The 19,429-nt window shown below is 62.1% G+C and carries 21 protein-coding genes; 14 read left to right on the top strand and 7 right to left on the bottom strand.

Annotated features, from left to right (window positions below; translation table 11 throughout):
- Window positions 1–19 precede the first annotated feature (19 nt).
- The 3 genes from NPS58_RS23680 to NPS58_RS23670 form a co-directional block, all read right to left on the bottom strand.
- The gene (locus NPS58_RS23680; protein ID WP_274117698.1) at window positions 20–1,714 is read right to left on the bottom strand and encodes a ShlB/FhaC/HecB family hemolysin secretion/activation protein; all 1,695 of its coding nucleotides are present in this window, start codon (window positions 1,712–1,714) and stop codon (window positions 20–22) included.
- 156 nt (window positions 1,715–1,870) lie between these two features.
- Window positions 1,871–2,428 (bottom strand): L,D-transpeptidase family protein, encoded by a 558-nt coding sequence (locus tag NPS58_RS23675; protein WP_274117697.1) that lies wholly within the window; start codon window positions 2,426–2,428, stop codon window positions 1,871–1,873.
- Between the two features lie 19 nt (window positions 2,429–2,447).
- On the bottom strand, window positions 2,448–3,002 hold the full coding sequence (locus NPS58_RS23670; RefSeq protein ID WP_274117696.1) for an NUDIX hydrolase: 555 nt from the start codon (window positions 3,000–3,002) through the stop codon (window positions 2,448–2,450).
- Window positions 3,003–3,134: 132 nt separating this feature from the next.
- Here NPS58_RS23670 and NPS58_RS23665 point away from each other — a divergent pair, with 132 nt between their 5' ends.
- The 5 genes from NPS58_RS23665 to purT all read left to right on the top strand — a co-directional run bounded on the left by NPS58_RS23665 (window position 3,135) and on the right by purT (window position 6,316).
- The gene (locus tag NPS58_RS23665; RefSeq protein WP_274117695.1) at window positions 3,135–3,734 is read left to right on the top strand and encodes a CoA pyrophosphatase; all 600 of its coding nucleotides are present in this window, start codon (window positions 3,135–3,137) and stop codon (window positions 3,732–3,734) included.
- Between the two features lie 43 nt (window positions 3,735–3,777).
- Window positions 3,778–4,302 (top strand): gamma carbonic anhydrase family protein, encoded by a 525-nt coding sequence (locus NPS58_RS23660; RefSeq protein WP_274117694.1) that lies wholly within the window; start codon window positions 3,778–3,780, stop codon window positions 4,300–4,302.
- Window positions 4,302–4,508 (top strand): DUF1289 domain-containing protein, encoded by a 207-nt coding sequence (locus NPS58_RS23655; RefSeq protein ID WP_274117693.1) that lies wholly within the window; start codon window positions 4,302–4,304, stop codon window positions 4,506–4,508. Before NPS58_RS23660 ends, NPS58_RS23655 begins: the two co-directional genes overlap by 1 nt.
- Window positions 4,509–4,571: 63 nt before the next feature.
- A complete protein-coding gene (locus tag NPS58_RS23650; protein ID WP_274117692.1) occupies window positions 4,572–5,039 on the top strand; it encodes a VUT family protein in 468 nt (155 codons plus the stop codon).
- 95 nt (window positions 5,040–5,134) lie between these two features.
- On the top strand, window positions 5,135–6,316 hold the full coding sequence (gene purT, locus NPS58_RS23645; protein ID WP_274117691.1) for a formate-dependent phosphoribosylglycinamide formyltransferase: 1,182 nt from the start codon (window positions 5,135–5,137) through the stop codon (window positions 6,314–6,316).
- A 60-nt stretch (window positions 6,317–6,376) separates the two neighbouring features.
- Here purT and NPS58_RS23640 read toward each other — a convergent pair whose 3' ends face one another.
- From NPS58_RS23640 to NPS58_RS23630, 3 genes are all read right to left on the bottom strand, one after another.
- Window positions 6,377–7,681 (bottom strand): MFS transporter, encoded by a 1,305-nt coding sequence (locus tag NPS58_RS23640; protein ID WP_274117690.1) that lies wholly within the window; start codon window positions 7,679–7,681, stop codon window positions 6,377–6,379.
- Between the two features lie 264 nt (window positions 7,682–7,945).
- Entirely contained in the window at window positions 7,946–9,157 is a 1,212-nt protein-coding gene (locus NPS58_RS23635) for a transporter associated domain-containing protein (RefSeq protein ID WP_274117689.1), read from the bottom strand.
- Between the two features lie 13 nt (window positions 9,158–9,170).
- Window positions 9,171–9,983: a cytochrome C assembly family protein gene (locus NPS58_RS23630; RefSeq protein ID WP_425313114.1), complete on the bottom strand. Its 813-nt coding sequence runs from the start codon at window positions 9,981–9,983 to the stop codon at window positions 9,171–9,173.
- 195 nt (window positions 9,984–10,178) lie between these two features.
- Here NPS58_RS23630 and ffh point away from each other — a divergent pair, with 195 nt between their 5' ends.
- The 6 genes from ffh (at window position 10,179) to NPS58_RS23600 (ending at window position 14,239) form a co-directional block, all read left to right on the top strand.
- A complete protein-coding gene (gene ffh / locus NPS58_RS23625; RefSeq protein WP_274117687.1) occupies window positions 10,179–11,555 on the top strand; it encodes a signal recognition particle protein in 1,377 nt (458 codons plus the stop codon).
- Window positions 11,556–11,793: 238 nt separating this feature from the next.
- Window positions 11,794–12,045, top strand: coding sequence for a 30S ribosomal protein S16 (gene rpsP, locus NPS58_RS23620; protein ID WP_028942918.1), 252 nt, complete (start codon window positions 11,794–11,796; stop codon window positions 12,043–12,045).
- 5 nt (window positions 12,046–12,050) lie between these two features.
- Window positions 12,051–12,587 (top strand): ribosome maturation factor RimM, encoded by a 537-nt coding sequence (rimM, locus tag NPS58_RS23615; RefSeq protein ID WP_274117686.1) that lies wholly within the window; start codon window positions 12,051–12,053, stop codon window positions 12,585–12,587.
- Window positions 12,588–12,590: 3 nt separating this feature from the next.
- Window positions 12,591–13,343 carry a tRNA (guanosine(37)-N1)-methyltransferase TrmD gene (gene trmD / locus NPS58_RS23610; protein ID WP_274117685.1) on the top strand — a complete coding sequence of 251 codons (753 nt, stop codon included), beginning with the start codon at window positions 12,591–12,593 and terminating at the stop codon, window positions 13,341–13,343.
- Window positions 13,344–13,385: 42 nt separating this feature from the next.
- Window positions 13,386–13,736 carry a 50S ribosomal protein L19 gene (rplS, locus tag NPS58_RS23605; protein ID WP_010220244.1) on the top strand — a complete coding sequence of 117 codons (351 nt, stop codon included), beginning with the start codon at window positions 13,386–13,388 and terminating at the stop codon, window positions 13,734–13,736.
- 95 nt (window positions 13,737–13,831) lie between these two features.
- Window positions 13,832–14,239 carry an acyl-CoA thioesterase gene (locus NPS58_RS23600; protein ID WP_274117684.1) on the top strand — a complete coding sequence of 136 codons (408 nt, stop codon included), beginning with the start codon at window positions 13,832–13,834 and terminating at the stop codon, window positions 14,237–14,239.
- A gap of 42 nt (window positions 14,240–14,281) precedes the next feature.
- Here NPS58_RS23600 and NPS58_RS23595 read toward each other — a convergent pair whose 3' ends face one another.
- Complete coding sequence (locus NPS58_RS23595) at window positions 14,282–16,105, bottom strand: cation:proton antiporter (protein ID WP_274117683.1); 1,824 nt, start codon at window positions 16,103–16,105, stop codon at window positions 14,282–14,284.
- A gap of 77 nt (window positions 16,106–16,182) precedes the next feature.
- On the opposite strand from NPS58_RS23595, the gene xerD reads away from it, so the two are divergent.
- From xerD to NPS58_RS23580, 3 genes are all read left to right on the top strand, one after another.
- A complete protein-coding gene (gene xerD, locus NPS58_RS23590; RefSeq protein WP_274117682.1) occupies window positions 16,183–17,079 on the top strand; it encodes a site-specific tyrosine recombinase XerD in 897 nt (298 codons plus the stop codon).
- Between the two features lie 138 nt (window positions 17,080–17,217).
- Window positions 17,218–17,952 carry a bifunctional protein-disulfide isomerase/oxidoreductase DsbC gene (gene dsbC, locus NPS58_RS23585; RefSeq protein WP_274117681.1) on the top strand — a complete coding sequence of 245 codons (735 nt, stop codon included), beginning with the start codon at window positions 17,218–17,220 and terminating at the stop codon, window positions 17,950–17,952.
- Window positions 17,953–18,033: 81 nt separating this feature from the next.
- On the top strand, window positions 18,034–19,338 hold the full coding sequence (locus NPS58_RS23580) for a homoserine dehydrogenase (protein ID WP_274117680.1): 1,305 nt from the start codon (window positions 18,034–18,036) through the stop codon (window positions 19,336–19,338).
- The last annotated feature ends 91 nt before the right edge of the window (window positions 19,339–19,429 follow it).

Here is a 19,429-nt window from a genome sequence, read left to right as displayed (position 1 = left end):
CTCTTTTTGGTTGGGGACATCAGATGTTCAGTACCCACTCCAGCAGCCAGAAGCCGGGTTCAAGGTCTTGGCGACGCTTGCCGCTGGCATGGAGGGCGCGTTGGTAATCGAACCGCAGTTGGTTGCCTGGCATGCTCAGCTCTAGCCCGGCATGCGCGCCGGCCAGCCGCTGGGGTGTGCTGCCGTGGTCGTACTTGGCCCAGCCCAGGTCGACGCCCACGACGGGCCGAAGTACCAGGCCATGGGGCAGGCCAAGCGGGAGCGGCTGGCTCAGGCTGTTACGCCACACCGCGGCGCTGGCGCCGGCGACCGCCTGCTGGCGGAAGCCGCGCACGGCGGTGTCGTCAGTCACTTGCTGTTGTTCGACGGCAGGCAAGGGGTCGGGGCTGTACTGCAGGTTCAGTTCGCTCTGCCAGCGCCACGGCCATGCAGGATCCTGGCCTTGGCGCAGGTGCAGGAGGTTGGCGCGGTACTTGCGAAACTGCGGCTGCGGGGCGTGGCGGTACCGCTGGACACGGTCGGCGCCGAGCCAGTGCAGTCCCTGGGACAGGCCCAGGTAGGCGCTCCACACGCCGTCTTCCAGCCACAGCAGGTTCAGGCCTGCTTCCAGGCTGGTGAGGGTCGGGCTTTGCAGCGCTAGGCGATAGTCGGCCAGGCGGTTGTCCAGGCGCTTGTGCTCGAGGCGCCAGCTGGTGCTGAGCAGGCCTTGGTGGTTTCGCCAGAGGTTTCGCTCAAGCCCCAGGCTGAAAAAATCGCTGCGGCCGCTGCTGAACAGCCGCCTGCCGGGCAATCGCGATTGGTACTGCAATTGATTGAGGCCCAGGGCGTAGCTCCAGGGGCCGTAGGGAATGCTGTAGTACAGGCCATGGCCACGGCTGTAGTTCGCGCCGGGCTTGAGCGTGGCGTTGACTGACAGCTGAATGAAGTCGTTGAGTTCAAGGGGGCTGTCCAGGCCCAGTCCAAGGTTGAGGCGCTCGCGTCCGGTAGCATCGTTGCCCCGGTTGTCGACGCTGCTGTTCAGGTGCCAGCGAGCACCGAGCTGGCGTGGGGTCACCAGCACGCGGGTCGCGCCTTCGACGCTGCCGGGCAGCAGGTCGGCGGTAAGGTCGAAGGCTTTGAGCCGATTGAGCTGGTCCAGGCCCTGTTCGAGCTCATCCAGGCGCAGTGGCTGGCCGAGCAAGGTGGGGAATGCGCTGCGCAGTGACAGGGGAAGGCCGGGGCTGGCCAGCTCGATCGACTCGACGAAGCCTTCGACGATGACGATGTCCAGCGTGCCGCCGGCATGCGGCTGGCGGTCCAGATAAGGCCGGCTGGCCAGGTAGCCGGCGTCTACGTAGCGCTGGGTAATGGCCTTGAGCACCTGGTTGATCTGCGCCGGGCTCATGCACGGCTTGATCAGCGGTTGCAGGGCCTGCACAAGGTCGGTCGAAGACAACTGCCGATTGCCCGCCAGGCGAACCCCGCTCAGCGGCCAGCAGGCCGTCTGGGTTTGTTCGGTGGGAGGGGAAGCCTCTGGCTCAATGGGGGTGTCATCGCTGCGTTGCAGTGTGCGCAGGCGCCGACGGTGCTCGAGCTGTTCCTGCTGAAGGCGCTGTTCGCGCAGTTGCTGCATGACCGGCATGCTGTCTGTCGCCGCCGATTGATTGGCCCACAGCAAGGCCGCCGCCATGACCAGGGCACAGGTGCAATACGGGGTGTGACGGTAGCGGGGCATGGGCGAGCATCCAGAAGCTGCGGGTTATCCGCCAACTGGATGTTAAAGACGCGCAATCTGTGTGGATGTACTACCGAGACGGATGCCGGGTAAGTGGGGAGGCAGGTTTTTGTGAGGAGATTCCGGCGCAATGCGCCGGAAGGTAGGAAGAGGATTTCAGGGGCGGATTTCGATCATCGTGCCATCCGGCACCATGTTCCATACTTCGCGCATGTCCCGGTTGGTCATGGCGATGCAGCCTTCGGTCCAGTCCAGGGTGTGGAATACCTCTTCAGGGTACTCTTCATCGAGCGGCGTACCGTGGATCATGATCATGCCACCGGGCGGTACGCCCTCGCGCCGGGCTCGCGCCGAATCGCTGATGTTCGGGTAGGACACATGCATCGCCAGGTTGTAGCGCTCGCTCTCCTTGCGCCAGTCGATCCAGTAGAAACCTTCTGGGGTGCGCTTGTCGCCCTCGCGCAACTTCGGTCCCTTGGGCTGCTTGCCCAGGGAGATGCGATAGGTCTTGAGCGGGGCGCCGCCACTGATCAGTTGCAGGCGGCGTTCGGACTTGAGCACCAGGATCTTGTCGATCTGCGCCGGCGCTGCCGGTTTGAGCTGGAGAGGCGAGGGCGCGACCTTTTCGATAGGCTTGGTCACGATGGTTTCGGTAAACGCTGCCTGGGACACCGAAGCCACACTGAGGCAGAAAAGGGCAAACAACCAGCGCATGAAACGATATCCCTGAAAACTAGGTGTTGAGTGACGAAATGAGCAATGGCGACAGACATTCGTTGCCAATCGGATAGCGCTGCTCGATGCGGTCACGATAATAGCATTCTAGGGTACGACTGACGGTCCGGAAAGCCAGCTCGTCCCACGGGATTTCACTTTCATCGAAAAGTCGCACCTCCAGGCTCTCGACGCCGACGGCAAAGTCCAGGTCGGCCAGCTCGGCGCGAAAGAACACGTGCACCTGATTGATGTGCGGCAAGTCAAACAGCTGGTACAGGCTCATCTGCCCGACCCGGGCACAGGCTTCCTCGACGGTTTCGCGACGGGCCGCCTGCTCCACGGTCTCGCCGTTCTCCATGAACCCGGCCGGCAAGGTCCAGTAACCCCGGCGCGGCTCGATGGCCCGGCGACAGAGCAAAACCTGGCTACCCCAGGTCGGGAGCACGCCGGCGACGATGTTGGGGTTCTGGTAGTGGATGGTCTGGCAGTGCTCGCACACGTAGCGCAGGCGTGTGTCGCCTTCGGGAATGCGTTGAATTACCGGTTTGCCGCACGCGCTGCAGAATTTCATGCTTTTATTCCTGTAGGTTGCGCCTATCTTGGCGCCACTGTCACCGCGGCTGCAAGCCGGATCACCACGGGGCTTGGGCGGTTCGCGGCTTTGGTGCATCATGCAGGACAGGCTTTGAATCGAGAGAGAGCAATGCTGGACGAGCTACTTCGCCGCGTGAGCAGTCATACGCCCAATACCCTGGAAACCGACCATCGCTTTCCCGAGGCTGCAGTGTTATTGCCCATCACCCGCAGCGAAGAGCCCGAACTGGTATTGACCCTGCGTGCCAAGGGGCTTTCGACCCATGGTGGCGAAGTGGCCTTTCCCGGTGGGCGACGTGACCCGGAAGACCCCGACCTGGTTTTCACCGCTCTGCGTGAGGCCGAAGAAGAAATCGGCCTGCCGCCAGGACTGGTGGAGATCATAGGTCCGTTGAGCCCGCTGATCTCGCTGCATGGGCTGAAGGTTACGCCGTTTGTCGGGCTGATCCCCGACTATGTCGAGTACCAGGCCAACGACGCGGAGATCGCCGCCGTGTTCACCGTGCCTCTGGCCTTCTTTCGCCAGGACCCGCGCGATCACACCCATCGCATCGACTACCAGGGCCGCAGCTGGTATGTGCCCAGCTACCGTTTTGGCGAGTACAAGATCTGGGGATTGTCGGCGATCATGATCGTCGAGCTGGTCAACTTGCTTTACGATGCCGATATCAACCTGCACCAACCGCCTGAACGCTTCATTCCAATTTGAGCGGGCACACCCGCCATCATTGCCGCACCGTGAGGAACCACGCATGAAATACCGTCTGGGCGACCTGCGCGTCGAAACCCATCCAAACAGCTGGGTGGCACCCAATGCCACGCTGATCGGCAAGGTACGCCTGCAGGCGGGGGCCAGTGTCTGGTTTGGTGCGGTATTGCGTGGTGACAACGAACTGATCGACATCGGCGAAAACAGCAACGTCCAGGACGGTACCGTGATGCACACCGACATGGGCGTGCCGCTGACCCTGGGCAAGAGCGTGACCGTCGGTCACAACGCCATGCTCCACGGTTGCACCGTGGGCGACTACAGCCTGGTCGGTATCAATGCGGTCATCCTCAATGGCGCGCGCATCGGCAAGTACTGCATCATCGGCGCCAACGCGCTGATCCCTGAGGGCAAGGAAATTCCCGACGGTTCGCTGGTGATGGGGTCGCCGGGCAAGGTGGTGCGCGAACTGACCGAGGCACAAAAGAAAATGCTCGAAGCCAGCGCTGCGCACTACGTGCACAACGCCGAGCGCTATGCCCGCGATCTGGCCGTGCAGGAGGATTGATGAGCAGTACCGAGCGCCCGGTCGCCTCGCCCTGCGTGCATATCTGCGCCCTGGATGAGGCCGACATCTGCACCGGCTGCCAACGCAGCGCGATGGAAATCACCCGCTGGGGGCGGATGGACAATACCGAGCGCCGCCAGGTGTTGAAGCTGTGCCACGAACGGGCCGTGGCGGCCGGGCTGATCCTCAACGTGGTCAGTGCCTGATCCGGTACTTGGCCGCAAGCGGCGGCTCAAGTACCCTGTAGGGCTTGCCAAGCGGTCGACCCCATGCCCTTTCTGATTGCCTACATCAGCAGCGTTGTGCTGATCAACTACGCCTTTTCCAGTGCCCCGCACTTGGACGTCATCTGGTCTGCCTGGGGCGGGCTGGTGTTCATCCTGCGCGACATGGTGCAAACCCGCTTCGGCCACGGTGCGCTGGTCGCCATGCTGGTTGCCCTGGTGCTGTCGTATATTACCTCCGAGCCCGCCATCGCCTTGGCCAGCGCGACTGCCTTCGCCGTCTCCGAGCTGATCGACTGGCTGGTCTTCAGCATCACCAAGCGCCCCCTGCACGACCGCCTGTGGCTGAGCTCGGCGCTGAGTATCCCGATCGACACCTTCATTTTTTTCGGCATGATCGGTGCCCTCACCCCGGCTGTGGTCGGTACCGCCCTGGCCTCCAAGTTTGCCGGCGTCACTGCGGTCTGGCTGATCATGGCCTGGCGCCTGCGCAAGCGTGCCATCACCGGCTGAGGCCCTCGGGCCCGGTTCATGTAAAATGGCGCTCCTTTTCACCGGGTTGCACCGATCATGGGGCAGCCTGGAATCCTTCCCTCTGAGGACCTGAGATGACTCGTATCGGAACCCCATTGTCGCCGAGCGCGACCCGTGTACTGCTCTGTGGCTGCGGCGAGCTGGGCAAGGAAGTGGTGATCGAGCTGCAGCGCCTGGGCGTTGAAGTGATTGCCGTGGACCGTTACGCCGATGCCCCGGCCATGCAGGTCGCCCATCGCAGCCACGTGATCAACATGCTCGACGGCGCCGCCCTGCGTGCAGTGATCGAGGCTGAAAAACCGCACTACATCGTCCCGGAAATCGAAGCCATTGCCACCGCGACCCTGGTGGAGCTGGAAAACGAAGGCTTCAACGTGGTCCCCACGGCCCGCGCCACGCAACTGACCATGAACCGCGAAGGCATTCGTCGCCTGGCCGCTGAAGAGCTCGAACTGCCAACCTCGCCGTACCATTTCGCCGACACCTTCGAGGACTACGCGAAGGCGGTCGAAGACCTTGGCTTTCCCTGCGTGGTCAAGCCGGTGATGAGCTCCTCGGGCAAGGGCCAGAGCCTGCTCAAGGGTAGCGACGATGTGCAGAAGGCCTGGGATTATGCCCAGGAAGGCGGCCGCGCCGGCAAGGGCCGGGTGATCATCGAAGGTTTTATCGATTTCGACTACGAAATCACCTTGCTGACCGTGCGCCATGTGGGCGGAACCACGTTCTGCGCGCCGGTCGGGCATCGTCAGGAGAAGGGCGACTATCAGGAGTCCTGGCAGCCGCAGGCCATGAGCCCGGTGGCCCTGGCCGAGTCCGAGCGCGTGGCCAAGGCCGTCACCGAGGCACTGGGTGGCCGTGGCCTGTTTGGTGTGGAGCTGTTCATCAAAGGTGATCAGGTGTGGTTCAGCGAAGTATCGCCGCGCCCGCACGACACCGGCCTGGTGACCCTGATCTCTCAGGACCTGTCGCAATTCGCCCTGCATGCGCGGGCAATCCTGGGGCTGCCGATTCCGTTGATTCGCCAGTTCGGCCCTTCGGCTTCGGCGGTGATCCTGGTGGAAGGCCAGTCGCAGCAGACCGCGTTCGCCAATCTGGGTGCTGCGCTGAGCGAGCCGGACACGGCCATTCGCCTGTTCGGCAAGCCTGAAGTCAACGGCCAGCGCCGCATGGGCGTGTGCCTGGCGCGTGACGAGTCGATCGAGGCTGCACGGGCCAAGGCGACCCGTGCCTCGCACGCTGTTCAGGTAGAGCTTTAAAACCACCGCGGGGCAAGCCTGCTCCTGCAGTTGCAGGGGCGGGCTTGCCCCGCGGTCATTTCAGAGCTCCGAATGCCGGGTCTCTTTAAGGCACAGCACGGCAATCAGGCTGAGCACAGCTGCCGCCGACACATAACCACCCACCCAGCTCAATCCTCCCATCGCCACCAGCTTCTGGGCAAAGAACGGCGCCGCCGAGGCCCCGACGATGCCGCCCAGGTTATAGGCAGCCGACGCCCCGGTGTAGCGCACATGGGTCGGAAACAGCTCTGGCAGCAGGGCGCCCATCGGTGCAAAGGTCACCCCCATCAAAAACAGCTCGATGGCCAGGAATAGCGCCACGCCCGCAGTGGAGCCCGAGGTCAGCAGTGGCTGCATGGTAAAGCCCGAGAGTATCGCCAGAATCGCCCCGACGATCAGCACCGGCTTGCGCCCGTAACGGTCGCTGAGCCAGGCCGACAACGGCGTGGCCAAGGCCATGAACAGTACGGCAAAGCACAGCAGGCCCAGGAAGGTTTCGCGGCTGTAGCCCAGGGTCGAGACGCCGTAGCTGAGCGAGAACACCGTGGATATGTAGAACAGCGCATAGCACACCACCATGGCCGACGCCCCCAGCAGTACCGGCATCCAGTACTGGGAGAACAGCTCGACCACCGGCATTTTCACCCGCTCGTGGCGAGCCACGGCCTTGGCGAACACCGGGGTTTCTTCAAGCTTCAGGCGCACATACAAGCCGACGATGACCAGCGCGGCACTGAGCAGGAACGGGATACGCCAGCCCCACTCGCGAAACTGCTCGTCGGTCAGCACCATGGCCAGGGTCAGGAACAGGCCGTTGGCGGCCAGAAAGCCGATCGAGGGCCCGAGTTGCGGGAACATGCCGAACCAGGCGCGCTTGCTCTTGGGGGCATTCTCGGTGGCCAGCAGGGCGGCGCCGCCCCATTCGCCACCAAGGCCCAGGCCCTGGCCGAAGCGCAGCACGCACAGCAGGATCGGTGCCCAGGCACCGATGCTGTCGTAGCCCGGCAGCACGCCGATCAGCGTGGTACACACGCCCATCAGCAACAACGAGGCAACCAGCGTCGACTTGCGTCCGATACGGTCGCCGAAGTGGCCGAACAGTGCCGAACCCAGGGGCCTGGCCAGAAAGGCGATGCCGAAGGTGAGGAAGGCCGAGAGCATCTGTGCGGTGCCCGAGGTCTGCGGAAAGAATACCGGGCCGATGACCAGGGCAGCGGCGGTGGCATAAACGTAGAAGTCATAGAACTCGATGGCGGTGCCGATGAAGCTGGCGGTCGCCACCCGGGCCGGCGAGTTGCCGGGGCTGGCCTGTTCCGTTTCGGAGTAGGTGCTGCTGGTTGTCATGCGATTATCCCTGACAGTCGAGTGCTCCATAGGTGTCGCTGCCGGCCTGGCGGGCAGGCGTTGGCAGCGGCAACGAAGCGTATTGTTGTTGGTCGCGTGACTGAGCATACGCCCGTGGGGGATAGGGGCGGGCGCGAGCACTGTCCGGGGTGTGAAGCAGTGCAGGTTTTGCGCGCAGTATTCAGTCGTGCGGACTGGCCGAGAGACGCCGGGTGCGGGTAGCGGGCGAGACGGCTGGGCTGGGTAAGCGTGACCGGAGTATAACTAGCGAGTCACGGTCCAGACCAGTATGCGGCTGGCGCAATTGTCTTCGGTTTCAAGGATTTCCAGGCGATAACGACCGATCTTCAGGCACACAGCGCTTTCCGGGATGCTTTCCAGTGCCTCGGTGACCAGGCCGTTGAGGGTCTTGGGGCCATCGCTTGGCAGGTGCCAGCCCAGGCTGCGGTTCAGCTCGCGGATCGACACGTTGCCTTCGATCACGAAGCGCCCATCTGCCTGCGGGTGGATATGCGGGTTGTCAAGGCTGTGTTCGTCTTCGAACTCGCCGACAATTTCTTCGAGAATGTCTTCCAGCGTGACGATGCCCTGTACTTCGCCGTACTCATCGACGACAACGCCCAGGCGTCGTTGCTGCTTGTGAAAGTTCAGCAATTGCAGCTGCAAGGGAGTGCTTTCCGGTACGAAATAGGGTTCGTAGCAGGCGGCGTGCAGGGTTTCGCGGGTCAGCTCGGCCTTGGGCAGCAGGTGGCTGATCAGCTTGGTATTGAGGATGGCTTCGACCTGGTTGATATCGCTGTGATAGACCGGCAGGCGGGTGTGACGGCTGATAATCAATTGCTCGATGATCTGCTCGATCGAGTCGTCGAGGTTGACGCCGTCTACATCATTGCGCGGTACCAGGATGTCGTTGACGGTGATCTTGTCCAGGGCCAGCAGGCTTTCCGGCAGGTTCAGCCGGTGGTCTGCCTGGGCATCTTCGTCCAGGTCGTCATCGCTGTCCTGCTCGTGCAGGGCAACGGCATGGGGCTGGACCCGGAACGGACGCAATACCACCCGGGCGCAGCCATCGAGCAGCCAGGCCACAGGCTGGAGCAATTTGAGCGGGGCCTTGAGCAGGGTATTGCCCAGGGCGATGAAGGCGGGGGGATTGCGTCGTGCCAGTTGCCGCGGCAGGTATTCGGCGAACACCAGCAGCACGGCGGCGGCGCCAAGGCCTGCGAGCCAGAAACCATGCTCGCCGTCGTAGCGCTGCCCCACCAGGCACGCCAGGGCCAGTACCAGGAGTTTGCCAAGGGTGGAGCAGAGCACCAGGGCCTGTGGGGCGACCTTGAGTTCTGGATGCGCATCGGTCTGGTTGTTGCGCCGGGCACCGTTGAGGTACTGCTGGGCGGCATCCACAGCGGTAAACAGGGCCGACCAGAGTAGTGCCAGTGCCAGTACGCCGAGTAACGGTCCTAACGGCAGATCGTCCATTTACCTGTGCCCGTCAGATATGCAGGATGAATTCGCGTACCAGCTTGCTGCCGAAGTAGGCCAGCATCAGCAGGCAGAAGCCGGCGAGGGTCCAGCGAATCGCCTTGTGGCCCCGCCAGCCCAGGCGGGTACGGCCCCACAGCAGTACGCTGAAGACCACCCAGGCCACGCAGGCCAGCAAGGTCTTGTGCACCAGGTGCTGGGCGAACAGGTTGTCCAGGAACAGCCAGCCGGAAATCAGCGACAGCGACAGCAGGCCCCAACCGGTCCAGAGAAAACCGAACAGCAGGCTCTCCATGGTTTGCAGGGGCGGAAAGTTGCGGATCAGGCCCGAGGGATGCTTGTGCTTTAGCTGGTGATCCTGCACCAGCAGCAGCAAGGCCTGGAACACCGCGATGGTAAACAGCCCGTAGGCCAGGATCGACAGCAGGATATGCGCGAGGATCCCCGGCTCTTCGTTGATCAACGGCACGGTGCCGGAGGGCGCGAACTGGGCGATCAAGGCCGTGGCCATGCCCAGCGGGAACAGCAGCAGCAACAGGTTTTCCACCGGGATGCGCAGGCAGGCCAGCAAGGTCAGGGCAATGACGGCGGTGGCGATCAGGCTGGCGGCGCTGAAGAAGTCCAGGCTCAGGCCCAAGGGCGTGAGCAACTGCCAGAACAGGGCGGTACCCTGGGCAATGACCGCCAATGCACCGAGCAGCCCGAGCAGGCGCTTGTCGGCCTTGGCGCCTTGCGCCAGGCGGGAGCCATGATAGAAGGTCGCGGCGGCATACAGGCAGGCGGCGATCAGATTGGGAAGCAAGCTGGGTGACAAGGGGAGCATAAGTCCTGTTAGGCAAGCCCGAAAGAGGATGAGTTTGGCATACAACGCGCCTGCCAAGGAAGACCGCCAGCCGACGGTAAGGTGTGCGCTGGCCCGAGTCTTGGTTATAATCGCCGACCTGCCCCTGCCCAAGGCCCGCCCAAATGCCAGAGGCAGCTGATAAACCTCGGTTCTGAAGAGCCTGAAAGGATCACCATGTTTGAAAACCTGACCGACCGTCTGTCACAGACGCTGCGCCATGTCACCGGCAAGGCCAAGCTGACCGAAGACAACATCAAAGACACCCTGCGTGAAGTGCGCATGGCGTTGCTCGAGGCTGACGTCGCCCTGCCGGTGGTCAAGGATTTCGTCAACAAGGTCAAGGAGCGTGCGGTCGGCACCGAAGTGTCGCGCAGCCTGACCCCGGGCCAGGCGTTCGTGAAGATCGTCCAGGCCGAACTCGAAGGCCTGATGGGCGCCGCCAACGAAGACCTGGCGCTCAATGCCGCACCGCCGGCCGTGGTCCTGATGGCCGGTCTGCAGGGTGCGGGCAAGACCACCACTGCCGGCAAGCTGGCGCGCTTCCTCAAGGAGCGCAAGAAGAAGTCGGTGATGGTGGTGTCGGCCGACGTCTACCGTCCGGCGGCAATCAAACAGCTCGAAACCCTGGCAGGCGACATCGGCGTTACCTTCTTCCCGTCCGATATCAGCCAGAAGCCGGTGGCCATCGCTGAAGCGGCCATCCGCGAAGCCAAGCTCAAGTTCATCGACGTGGTCATCGTCGATACCGCCGGTCGTCTGCATATCGACGCCGAGATGATGAGCGAGATCAAGGACCTGCACGCTGCGGTCAAGCCGATCGAGACGCTGTTCGTGGTCGACGCCATGACCGGTCAGGATGCGGCCAACACCGCCAAGGCCTTTGGCGAGGCGCTGCCGCTGACCGGCGTGATCCTGACCAAGGTCGACGGCGACGCCCGTGGCGGTGCCGCGCTGTCGGTGCGCGCCATCACCGGTAAGCCGATCAAGTTCATCGGTATGGGTGAAAAGAGCGAAGCCCTCGAGCCGTTCCACCCCGACCGTATCGCTTCGCGCATCCTGGGCATGGGCGACGTGCTCAGCCTGATCGAGCAGGCCGAACAGACCCTCGACAAGGAAAAGGCCGACAAACTGGCCAAGAAGCTGAAGAAGGGCAAGGGCTTCGACCTCGAGGACTTCCGCGACCAGCTGCAGCAAATGAAGAACATGGGCGGCCTCGGCGGCCTGATGGACAAGCTGCCAAGCATCGGTGGTGTCAACCTCGCGCAGATGGGCAACGCCCAGGGCGCAGCCGAGAAGCAGTTCAAGCAGATGGAAGCGATCATCAATTCCATGACCCCGGCCGAGCGCCGCGACCCTGAGCTGATCAGCGGTTCGCGCAAGCGCCGTATCGCCATGGGTTCCGGCACCCAGGTGCAGGACATCGGCCGCCTGATCAAGCAGCACAAGCAGATGCAGAAGATGATGAAGAAGTTTTCTGCCAAGGGCGGCATGGCCAAAATGATGCGCGGCCTGGGCGGCATGATGCCCGGCGGCGGCATGCCCAAGCTCTAATCCTATTCAGGTCGCTGGCACTCAAGTGTGCCGATGACCGGAACCCCGCTCCGGCGGGACTACTGCTGCCTTATATATGAGGCAGCGCAAACGGCAGATCAGCAGGCAGGCCTTTTCACCTTGCGTAAAAAGGCATTTGCAAATGTCCGTGTATTCCTTGAGAATATGCGGCCTTTCGGGCACCCGTGTGCCCGCTGTGCATTATGATTTGCAGCACCGACTACAGGAACGATGTTCAATGCTAACCATCCGTCTTGCCCGTGGCGGCTCCAAAAAGCGCCCATTTTACACCCTGACCGTGACTGACTCGCGTAACCCAGTTACCGGTTCGCACATCGAGCAGGTTGGTTTCTTCAACCCTATCGCTCGCGGCCAGGAAGTTCGTCTGTCCGTTAAACAAGACCGCGTTGCTCACTGGCTGAGCGTTGGCGCACAGCCATCCGAGCGCGTTGCAAAACTGCTGAAAGATGCTGCCAAGGCTGCTGCCTGAACAGTATGAGCGCGACGCCAGAAAAAGCTGACGACCTGATCGTTGTCGGCAAGATTTTTTCGGTTCACGGCGTTCGTGGCGAGGTGAAGGTCTTTTCCTTTACCGATCCGATTGAAAACCTGTTGGATTACCGCAACTGGACGCTTCGGCACGAAGGGAAGGTAAAACAGGTAGAGCTGGTCAGTGGCCGATCCACTCAAAAGGACCTGGTCGCCAAGCTCAAAGGCCTCGACGATCGTGATGAAGCCCGTCTTCTGAGCGGTTATGAGATTTGTATCCCACGAAGCCTTTTGCCCAACCTGCCTAGCGACGAGTACTACTGGTACCAGTTGGTAGGTCTGAAAGTCATCAACCAGGACGAACAGCTGTTCGGCAAGGTTGATCACCTGTTGGAGACCGGCGCGAACGATGTAATGGTGGTAAAGCCCTGCGCGGGCAGTCTGGATGATCGTGAACGCCTGTTGCCCTATACAGAGCAATGCGTGTTGAAGATCGACCTGGTTGCAGGCGAGATGAGGGTGGAATGGGACGCGGACTTCTAAGCAATGGCCAGCCTGCGCGTAGATGTCATCACGTTGTTCCCCGAGATGTTCTCGGCCATCAGTGAGTACGGCATTACCAGCCGTGCGGTAAAGCAGGGGTTGTTGCAACTGACCTGCTGGAACCCACGGGACTACACCACAGATCGTCACCATACGGTGGATGATCGGCCGTTTGGCGGTGGTCCGGGCATGGTGATGAAGATCAAGCCTCTGGAAGATGCACTGGTTGACGCCAGGCAGGCAACCGGGGGAGCGGCGAAGGTTATTTACCTGTCGCCACAAGGCCGCAAGCTGGATCAGTCGGCGGTCAAAGACCTGGTGAAGCACGAATCGTTGATTCTGATAGCCGGTCGTTATGAAGGCATCGACGAGCGTTTTATCGAGGCTCATGTCGATGAAGAGTGGTCGATTGGGGACTATGTCCTGTCTGGCGGCGAGCTGCCGGCGATGGTCCTGATTGATGCGGTTACGCGACTGCTGCCCGGAGCTTTAGGGCATGCGGACTCGGCGGAGGAAGACTCCTTCACCGATGGTCTGCTTGATTGCCCGCACTACACCCGACCGGAGGTGTATGCGGATCAGCGTGTTCCCGACGTGTTGCTTAGTGGCAACCATGCACACATCCGGCGATGGCGTTTACAGCAGTCCCTTGGGCGGACCTATGAACGACGCGCCGATCTTCTGGAAAGTCGCTCACTTTCTGGAGAAGAGAAGAAGCTGCTCGAGGAGTACCTCCGAGAGCGGGACGATAGTTAACGTATCGATGGTAGATCCGACGATTTACCTTAGGAGCACAGCATGACCAACAAAATCATTCAGCAGATCGAAGCTGAGCAGATGTCCAAAGAGATCCCGACCTTTGCCCCGGGCGACACCATCGTCGTTCAGGTGAAAGTGAAGGAAGGCGATCGTTCGCGTCTGCAGGCTTTCGAAGGCGTTGTAATCGCCAAGCGTAACCGTGGTCTGAACAGTGCTTTCACTGTTCGCAAGATCTCCAACGGTGTTGGCGTTGAGCGTACTTTCCAGACCTACAGCCCGCAAATCGACAGCCTGGCCGTGAAACGTCGTGGTGACGTGCGTAAAGCCAAGCTGTACTACCTGCGCGACCTGTCCGGTAAAGCCGCTCGCATCAAGGAAAAACTGTCCTGATGACAGTTTGACCGGTGGCTGCGGCCACCATGCGAAAAAAGCAGCCTTCGGGCTGCTTTTTTGTTGTCTGCAATTTTGTTTTTGATGTGAAGTCCATGAGCCCCAGAGAACTGGAAATCGAACGCCGCACCGAACTGTCGGTGACCCGCGTGACCAAGGCGGTGTTCCCGTCCACCACCAACCACCACAACACCCTGTTCGGCGGCACTGCCCTGGCCTGGATGGATGAAGTGTCGTTCATCGCCGCCACGCGCTTTTGCCGGTTGCCGCTAGTGACTGTGTCTACCGACCGGATCGACTTCAAGCATCCGATTGCCGCCGGCTCCATCGTCGAGCTGGTCGGGCGAGTGGCTACCGTGGGCAACACCAGCCTCAAGGTCGAGGTTGAAGTGTTTGTCGAGAGCATGAGCTGCGACAGCCGCGAGAAGGCCATTCACGGTCTGTTCAGCTTTGTCGCCATTGATGAAGACAAGCGCCCGGTGCCGGTACTGCCGGGGTTCTGACCTGCGTAGGAGTGGACTTGCCCCGCGATAGCGATCCGACAGTCACATCGCATCGTGGGGCAAGTCCGCTGCTACCGGTTCGATCAGCGCCACTACCGTCCATCCCGCCCCGGGCTTGAGCACGCTGTCTGGCCCGAACACATGCACCCAGCCACTGCTGTCACGGGCAAACAGCAAGGTCGCCCGATCGCCGTGCAGGGCCTGATAGTCTTCCCAGCCAAAGCCATCGGTCAGGTGGGTGCTGTACAGCTCGGCACCCTGGATGAGCAGGTTGGCCAATTGCGTATACGTCAGCGCCTGGCTGCCCAGTACATGCCCGCGGTGTTCGTCGCTGGCCCGGTGCTTGTCGCTGCGCCTGGCTTCCAGCCCGCTGGCCAGTACGAACAGCCTGGCATGGCCAAAGTCATGTCGAAAACGGGCGCACGCCAGTGTGTTCAGTTCGCCGGACGGTGAAAGCCCCAGCAGGTGACCCAGCCCGACCAGGTCCAGGTGGGCATCGGCATGCTGCGAGGCCGGGTTGCCAAAATAGGTCGGTAGCCCCTCCATACGCGCTGCGCGGATGTTTTCCCAGCTCGAATCGGTCAGCAGCACCCGGCAGTCCAGTTGCTGCAAGGCCTTGCCGATAGCGCGGGCCGGCGGGTTGGCGCCCACGATCAGAAAACCGCTGGGCGCAGGTTCCGCCACCTTGAGCAGGCGAGCCAGCGGCCGCGCCGTGGCGCTTTGCAGCACCACGGTACCGATGATCACCGCAAAGGTCAGCGGCACCAGCAGCAGCGCACCTTCATGGCCCGCCTCGTGCAGGCGGATGGCAAAGATTGCCGATACCGCCGCCGCCACGATGCCGCGCGGGGCGATCCAGCTCAGCAGCGCCCGCTCACGCCAATTCAATTGCGAGCCCCAGGTGGAGAGGGCGACGTTCAGCGGTCGGGCGATCAGCTGGATCACCAGGAGCAGTGCCAGCACCGCCGGACCCAGGCCGATCAGGGCGTTGAGATCCAGACGTGCGGCGAGGAGGATGAACAGTCCGGAGATCAGCAGCACGCTCAGGTTTTCCTTGAAGTGCAGGATCTGGCGCACATCCACGCCTTTCATGTTGGCCAGCCACATGCCCATGATGGTCACCGCCAGCAGACCGGATTCATGGATGACCTGGTTGGAGGCGATGAAAATGCCCAGTACCGCCGCCAGTGATGCCAGGTTGTGCAGGTATTCCGGCAGCCATTGCTCGCGCATGACCTGGCCCAGCAGCCAGCCCCCGGCAGCACCGAATGCACTACCGCAGACAATCACCCCGGCAAAGGTCATCAGGCTCTGGCTCAGGCCGTCGCCGGCAGCGCTGGCGATGATGAAGCTGTACACCACCACCGCCAGCAGCGCGCCAATCGGATCGATGACGATGCCCTCCCAGCGCAGGATGTTGGCGATGGTCGATTTCGGGCGTACCACCCGTAGCATTGGCACGATCACGGTGGGTCCGGTCACCAGGGTCAGGGTGCCGAACAGGGTGGCCAGCATCCAGTCGAAGCCCAGCAGCCAATGGGTGGCCAGGGTGATGATCAGCCAGGTCGAGAGGGCGCCGAGGGTGACCATGCGCCGGACCACCGTGCCGATCTCGCGCCATTGCGACAGGTGCAGGGTGAGGCTGCCCTCGAACAGAATCAGCGCCACGGCCAGTGATACCAGGGGCATCAGCAACGGGCCGAACATCTGTTGTGGGTCGAGCCAGCCCAGGACAGGTCCCGCCAGGATGCCGCTGAGCAGCAAGAAGAGGATCGCCGGCAGCTTCAGGCGCCAGGCCAGCCATTGACAGGCGAGGGCGGCAGCGCCGATGCCTGCGAAAGTCAGCAATATCTGTTGTTCGTTCATTCGGGCTCCCTATGCCTTCCATGTTGTGGAAGACTAGCGGCAATTTTTCGTATTTGTTTTCTGCCCACCGAGTTGTCATGCCCGCACTAGAGCATCCCCTGATCGACCAGTTCCTCGATGCCCTGTGGCTGGAAAAAGGCCTGGCCGACAACACCCGCGAGTCGTATCGCAGCGACCTGGCCTTGTTCAATGGCTGGTTGCAGGAGCGCGGCATTATGTTGCCCGATGCCGGGCGCGAGCTGATCCTCGATCACCTGGCGTGGCGCCTGGAGCAGGGCTACAAGCCGCGTTCCACCGCGCGCTTTCTCTCCGGGGTGCGTGGCTTCTATCGTTACCTGCTGCGCGAAAAACTGATCGCCGTCGATCCCACCCTGCAGGTCGAGATGCCGCAACTGGGGCGGCCTCTGCCCAAGTCCCTGTCAGAGGCCGACGTCGAGGCCCTGTTGCAAGCGCCCGACCTGGGCGAGCCCATCGGCCAGCGTGATCGCGCCATGCTCGAGGTCTTGTATGCCTGCGGCCTGCGCGTGACCGAGCTGGTCAGCCTGACCCTGGATCAGGTCAACCTGCGCCAGGGCGTGTTGCGGGTGATGGGCAAGGGCAGCAAGGAGCGGCTGGTGCCCATGGGCGAGGAGGCCGTGGTGTGGCTGGAGCGCTACCTGCGAGATGGGCGCATCGAGTTGCTGGGTGGGCGCCCCAGCGATGTGCTGTTTCCCAGTCAGCGCGGCGAGCAGATGACCCGCCAGACCTTCTGGCACCGGATCAAGCTCCAGGCCCAGGTGGCCGGCATCGACAAGAGCCTTTCGCCGCATACCTTGCGCCACGCCTTCGCCACCCATTTACTCAACCATGGCGCCGACCTGCGGGTGGTGCAGATGCTGCTGGGCCATAGCGACCTCTCGACCACGCAGATCTACACCCATGTGGCCCGGGCGCGCCTGCAGGAGCTGCACGCAAAGCATCACCCACGTGGTTGATTGCGCTTGTGTCGCCGGGCGCGCTCGGTGCGGACATGATGTGGTAGGCTTGACCGGTTTGCATCGAGGCCTGTCCGAACGCCGTTTTTTCAAGACGCGTGTTCCATTTCGGCCCCTTGCCCGCCTTCAGGAGTTCCCATGCGCGTGACCCAGTTTATCGCCACCGCCGCCCTGGCGCTGGTCAGTACGTTTGCCGCCGCTGCCGACAACGCCGAGCAGACCATCCGCAAGACCTTGCAATCGCTTGAACTGGGTGTCCCGGTCGCCAGTGTTGCCTCAAGTCCGTTGAACGGCCTGTACGAAGTCAAGCTCGAAGGCGGCCGCGTGCTGTACGCAAGCGCCGACGGCCAGTTCGTGGTGCAGGGCTATCTGTTCCAGATCCAGGACGGCAAGCCGGTGAACCTGACCGAAAAAGCCGAGCGTCAGGCCATCGCCAAGAGCATCAACGCTATTCCAGCTGCCGAGATGGTGGTTTATCCTGCCAAGGGCGAAACCAAATCGCACATCACCGTGTTTACCGACACGACCTGCCCGTACTGCCACAAGCTGCACGCCGAAGTTCCTGAGCTCAACCGTCGCGGTATCGAAGTGCGCTACGTTGCCTTCCCGCGCCAGGGCCTCGGCTCCCCGGGTGATGAACAGTTGCAAGCCGTCTGGTGCTCCAGCGACCGCAAGGCCGCCCTGGACAAAATGATCGACGGCAAGGAAATCAAGGCTGCCAAGTGTGCCAACCCGGTCAGCAAGCAATTCCAGCTGGGCCAGGCGATTGGTGTCAACGGTACCCCGGCCATCGTCCTCGAGGACGGCCAGGTGATCCCGGGTTATCAACCGGCGCCACAAGTGGCCAAGCTGGCACTGGCCGGCAATAAATAATTCAACAAGCCAGCCGTCACCATGGGGAGACGGCTGTTTTCACGAACGGCCGCGCGTCGTTCGTTCAATGGGGAGTTCACAGTGAAACCGGTCAAAGTAGGCATCTGTGGGTTGGGGACCGTCGGTGGCGGTACCTTCAATGTACTTCAGCGTAACGCCGAGGAGATCGCCCGCCGTGCCGGGCGTGGTATCGAAGTGGCACAGATTGCCATGCGTTCGCCAAACCCGAATTGCCAGATTACCGGTACCCCCATTACCGCTGATGTATTCGAGGTCGCGACGAACCCGGAAATCGACATTGTCATCGAGCTGATCGGCGGCTACACCATTGCCCGCGAGCTGGTGCTCAAGGCCATCGACAACGGCAAGCACGTGGTCACCGCCAACAAGGCGCTGATTGCCGTGCACGGCAACGAGATCTTCGCCAAGGCCCGCGAGAAGGGCGTCATCGTCGCCTTCGAAGCGGCCGTGGCCGGCGGTATCCCGGTGATCAAGGCAATCCGCGAAGGCCTCTCGGCCAACCGCATCAACTGGGTGGCAGGGATCATCAACGGTACCGGCAACTTCATCCTCACCGAAATGCGTGAAAAAGGCCGCGCCTTCCCCGACGTGCTGGCCGAAGCCCAGGCACTGGGCTATGCCGAAGCCGATCCGACCTTCGACGTCGAAGGTATCGACGCTGCGCACAAGCTGACCATCCTGGCCTCCATCGCCTTTGGTATTCCGCTGCAGTTCGACAAGGCCTACACCGAAGGCATCACCCAACTGACCACGGCTGATGTGAACTATGCCGAGGCCCTGGGTTACCGCATCAAGCACCTGGGTGTGGCCCGCAGCACCGCCAACGGTATCGAGCTGCGCGTTCACCCGACGCTGATCCCGGCCGACCGCCTGATCGCCAATGTCAACGGCGTGATGAACGCGGTGATGGTCAACGGCGATGCGGCAGGTTCCACCCTGTTCTACGGTGCCGGCGCCGGTATGGAGCCGACCGCTTCCTCGGTGGTCGCCGACCTCGTCGACGTGGTTCGCGCCATGACCTCCGACCCGGAGAACCGTGTGCCGCACCTGGCCTTCCAGCCAGACTCGCTGTCGGCTCACCCGATCCTGCCGATCGACGCCTGCGAAACCGCCTACTACCTGCGTATCCAGGCCAAGGATCATCCAGGTGTGCTGGCCCAGGTAGCGAGCATCCTCTCGGAGCGTGGCATCAATATCGAATCGATCATGCAGAAGGAAGTCGAAGAGCAAGACGGCCTGGTACCGATGATCCTGCTGACCCACCGTGTGGTCGAGCAGCGCATGAACGATGCCATCACCGCCCTGGAAGCCCTGCAGGATGTGGTTGGCAACGTGGTGCGTATCCGCGTCGAACAACTGAATTGACAATAGCTGCAAGTGGTAAGCGGCACGCTGCAAGTCAAAGCCGGATCGCGGTGACTTGCAGCGTGCAGCTTGTAGCTTGAAGCTCAAACCG

The sequence above is a fragment of the Pseudomonas putida genome (assembly GCF_028682455.1).
GTDB classification, from domain to species: domain Bacteria; phylum Pseudomonadota; class Gammaproteobacteria; order Pseudomonadales; family Pseudomonadaceae; genus Aquipseudomonas; species Aquipseudomonas putida_AA.
This window is presented reverse-complemented; position numbering and strand designations above follow the sequence as displayed.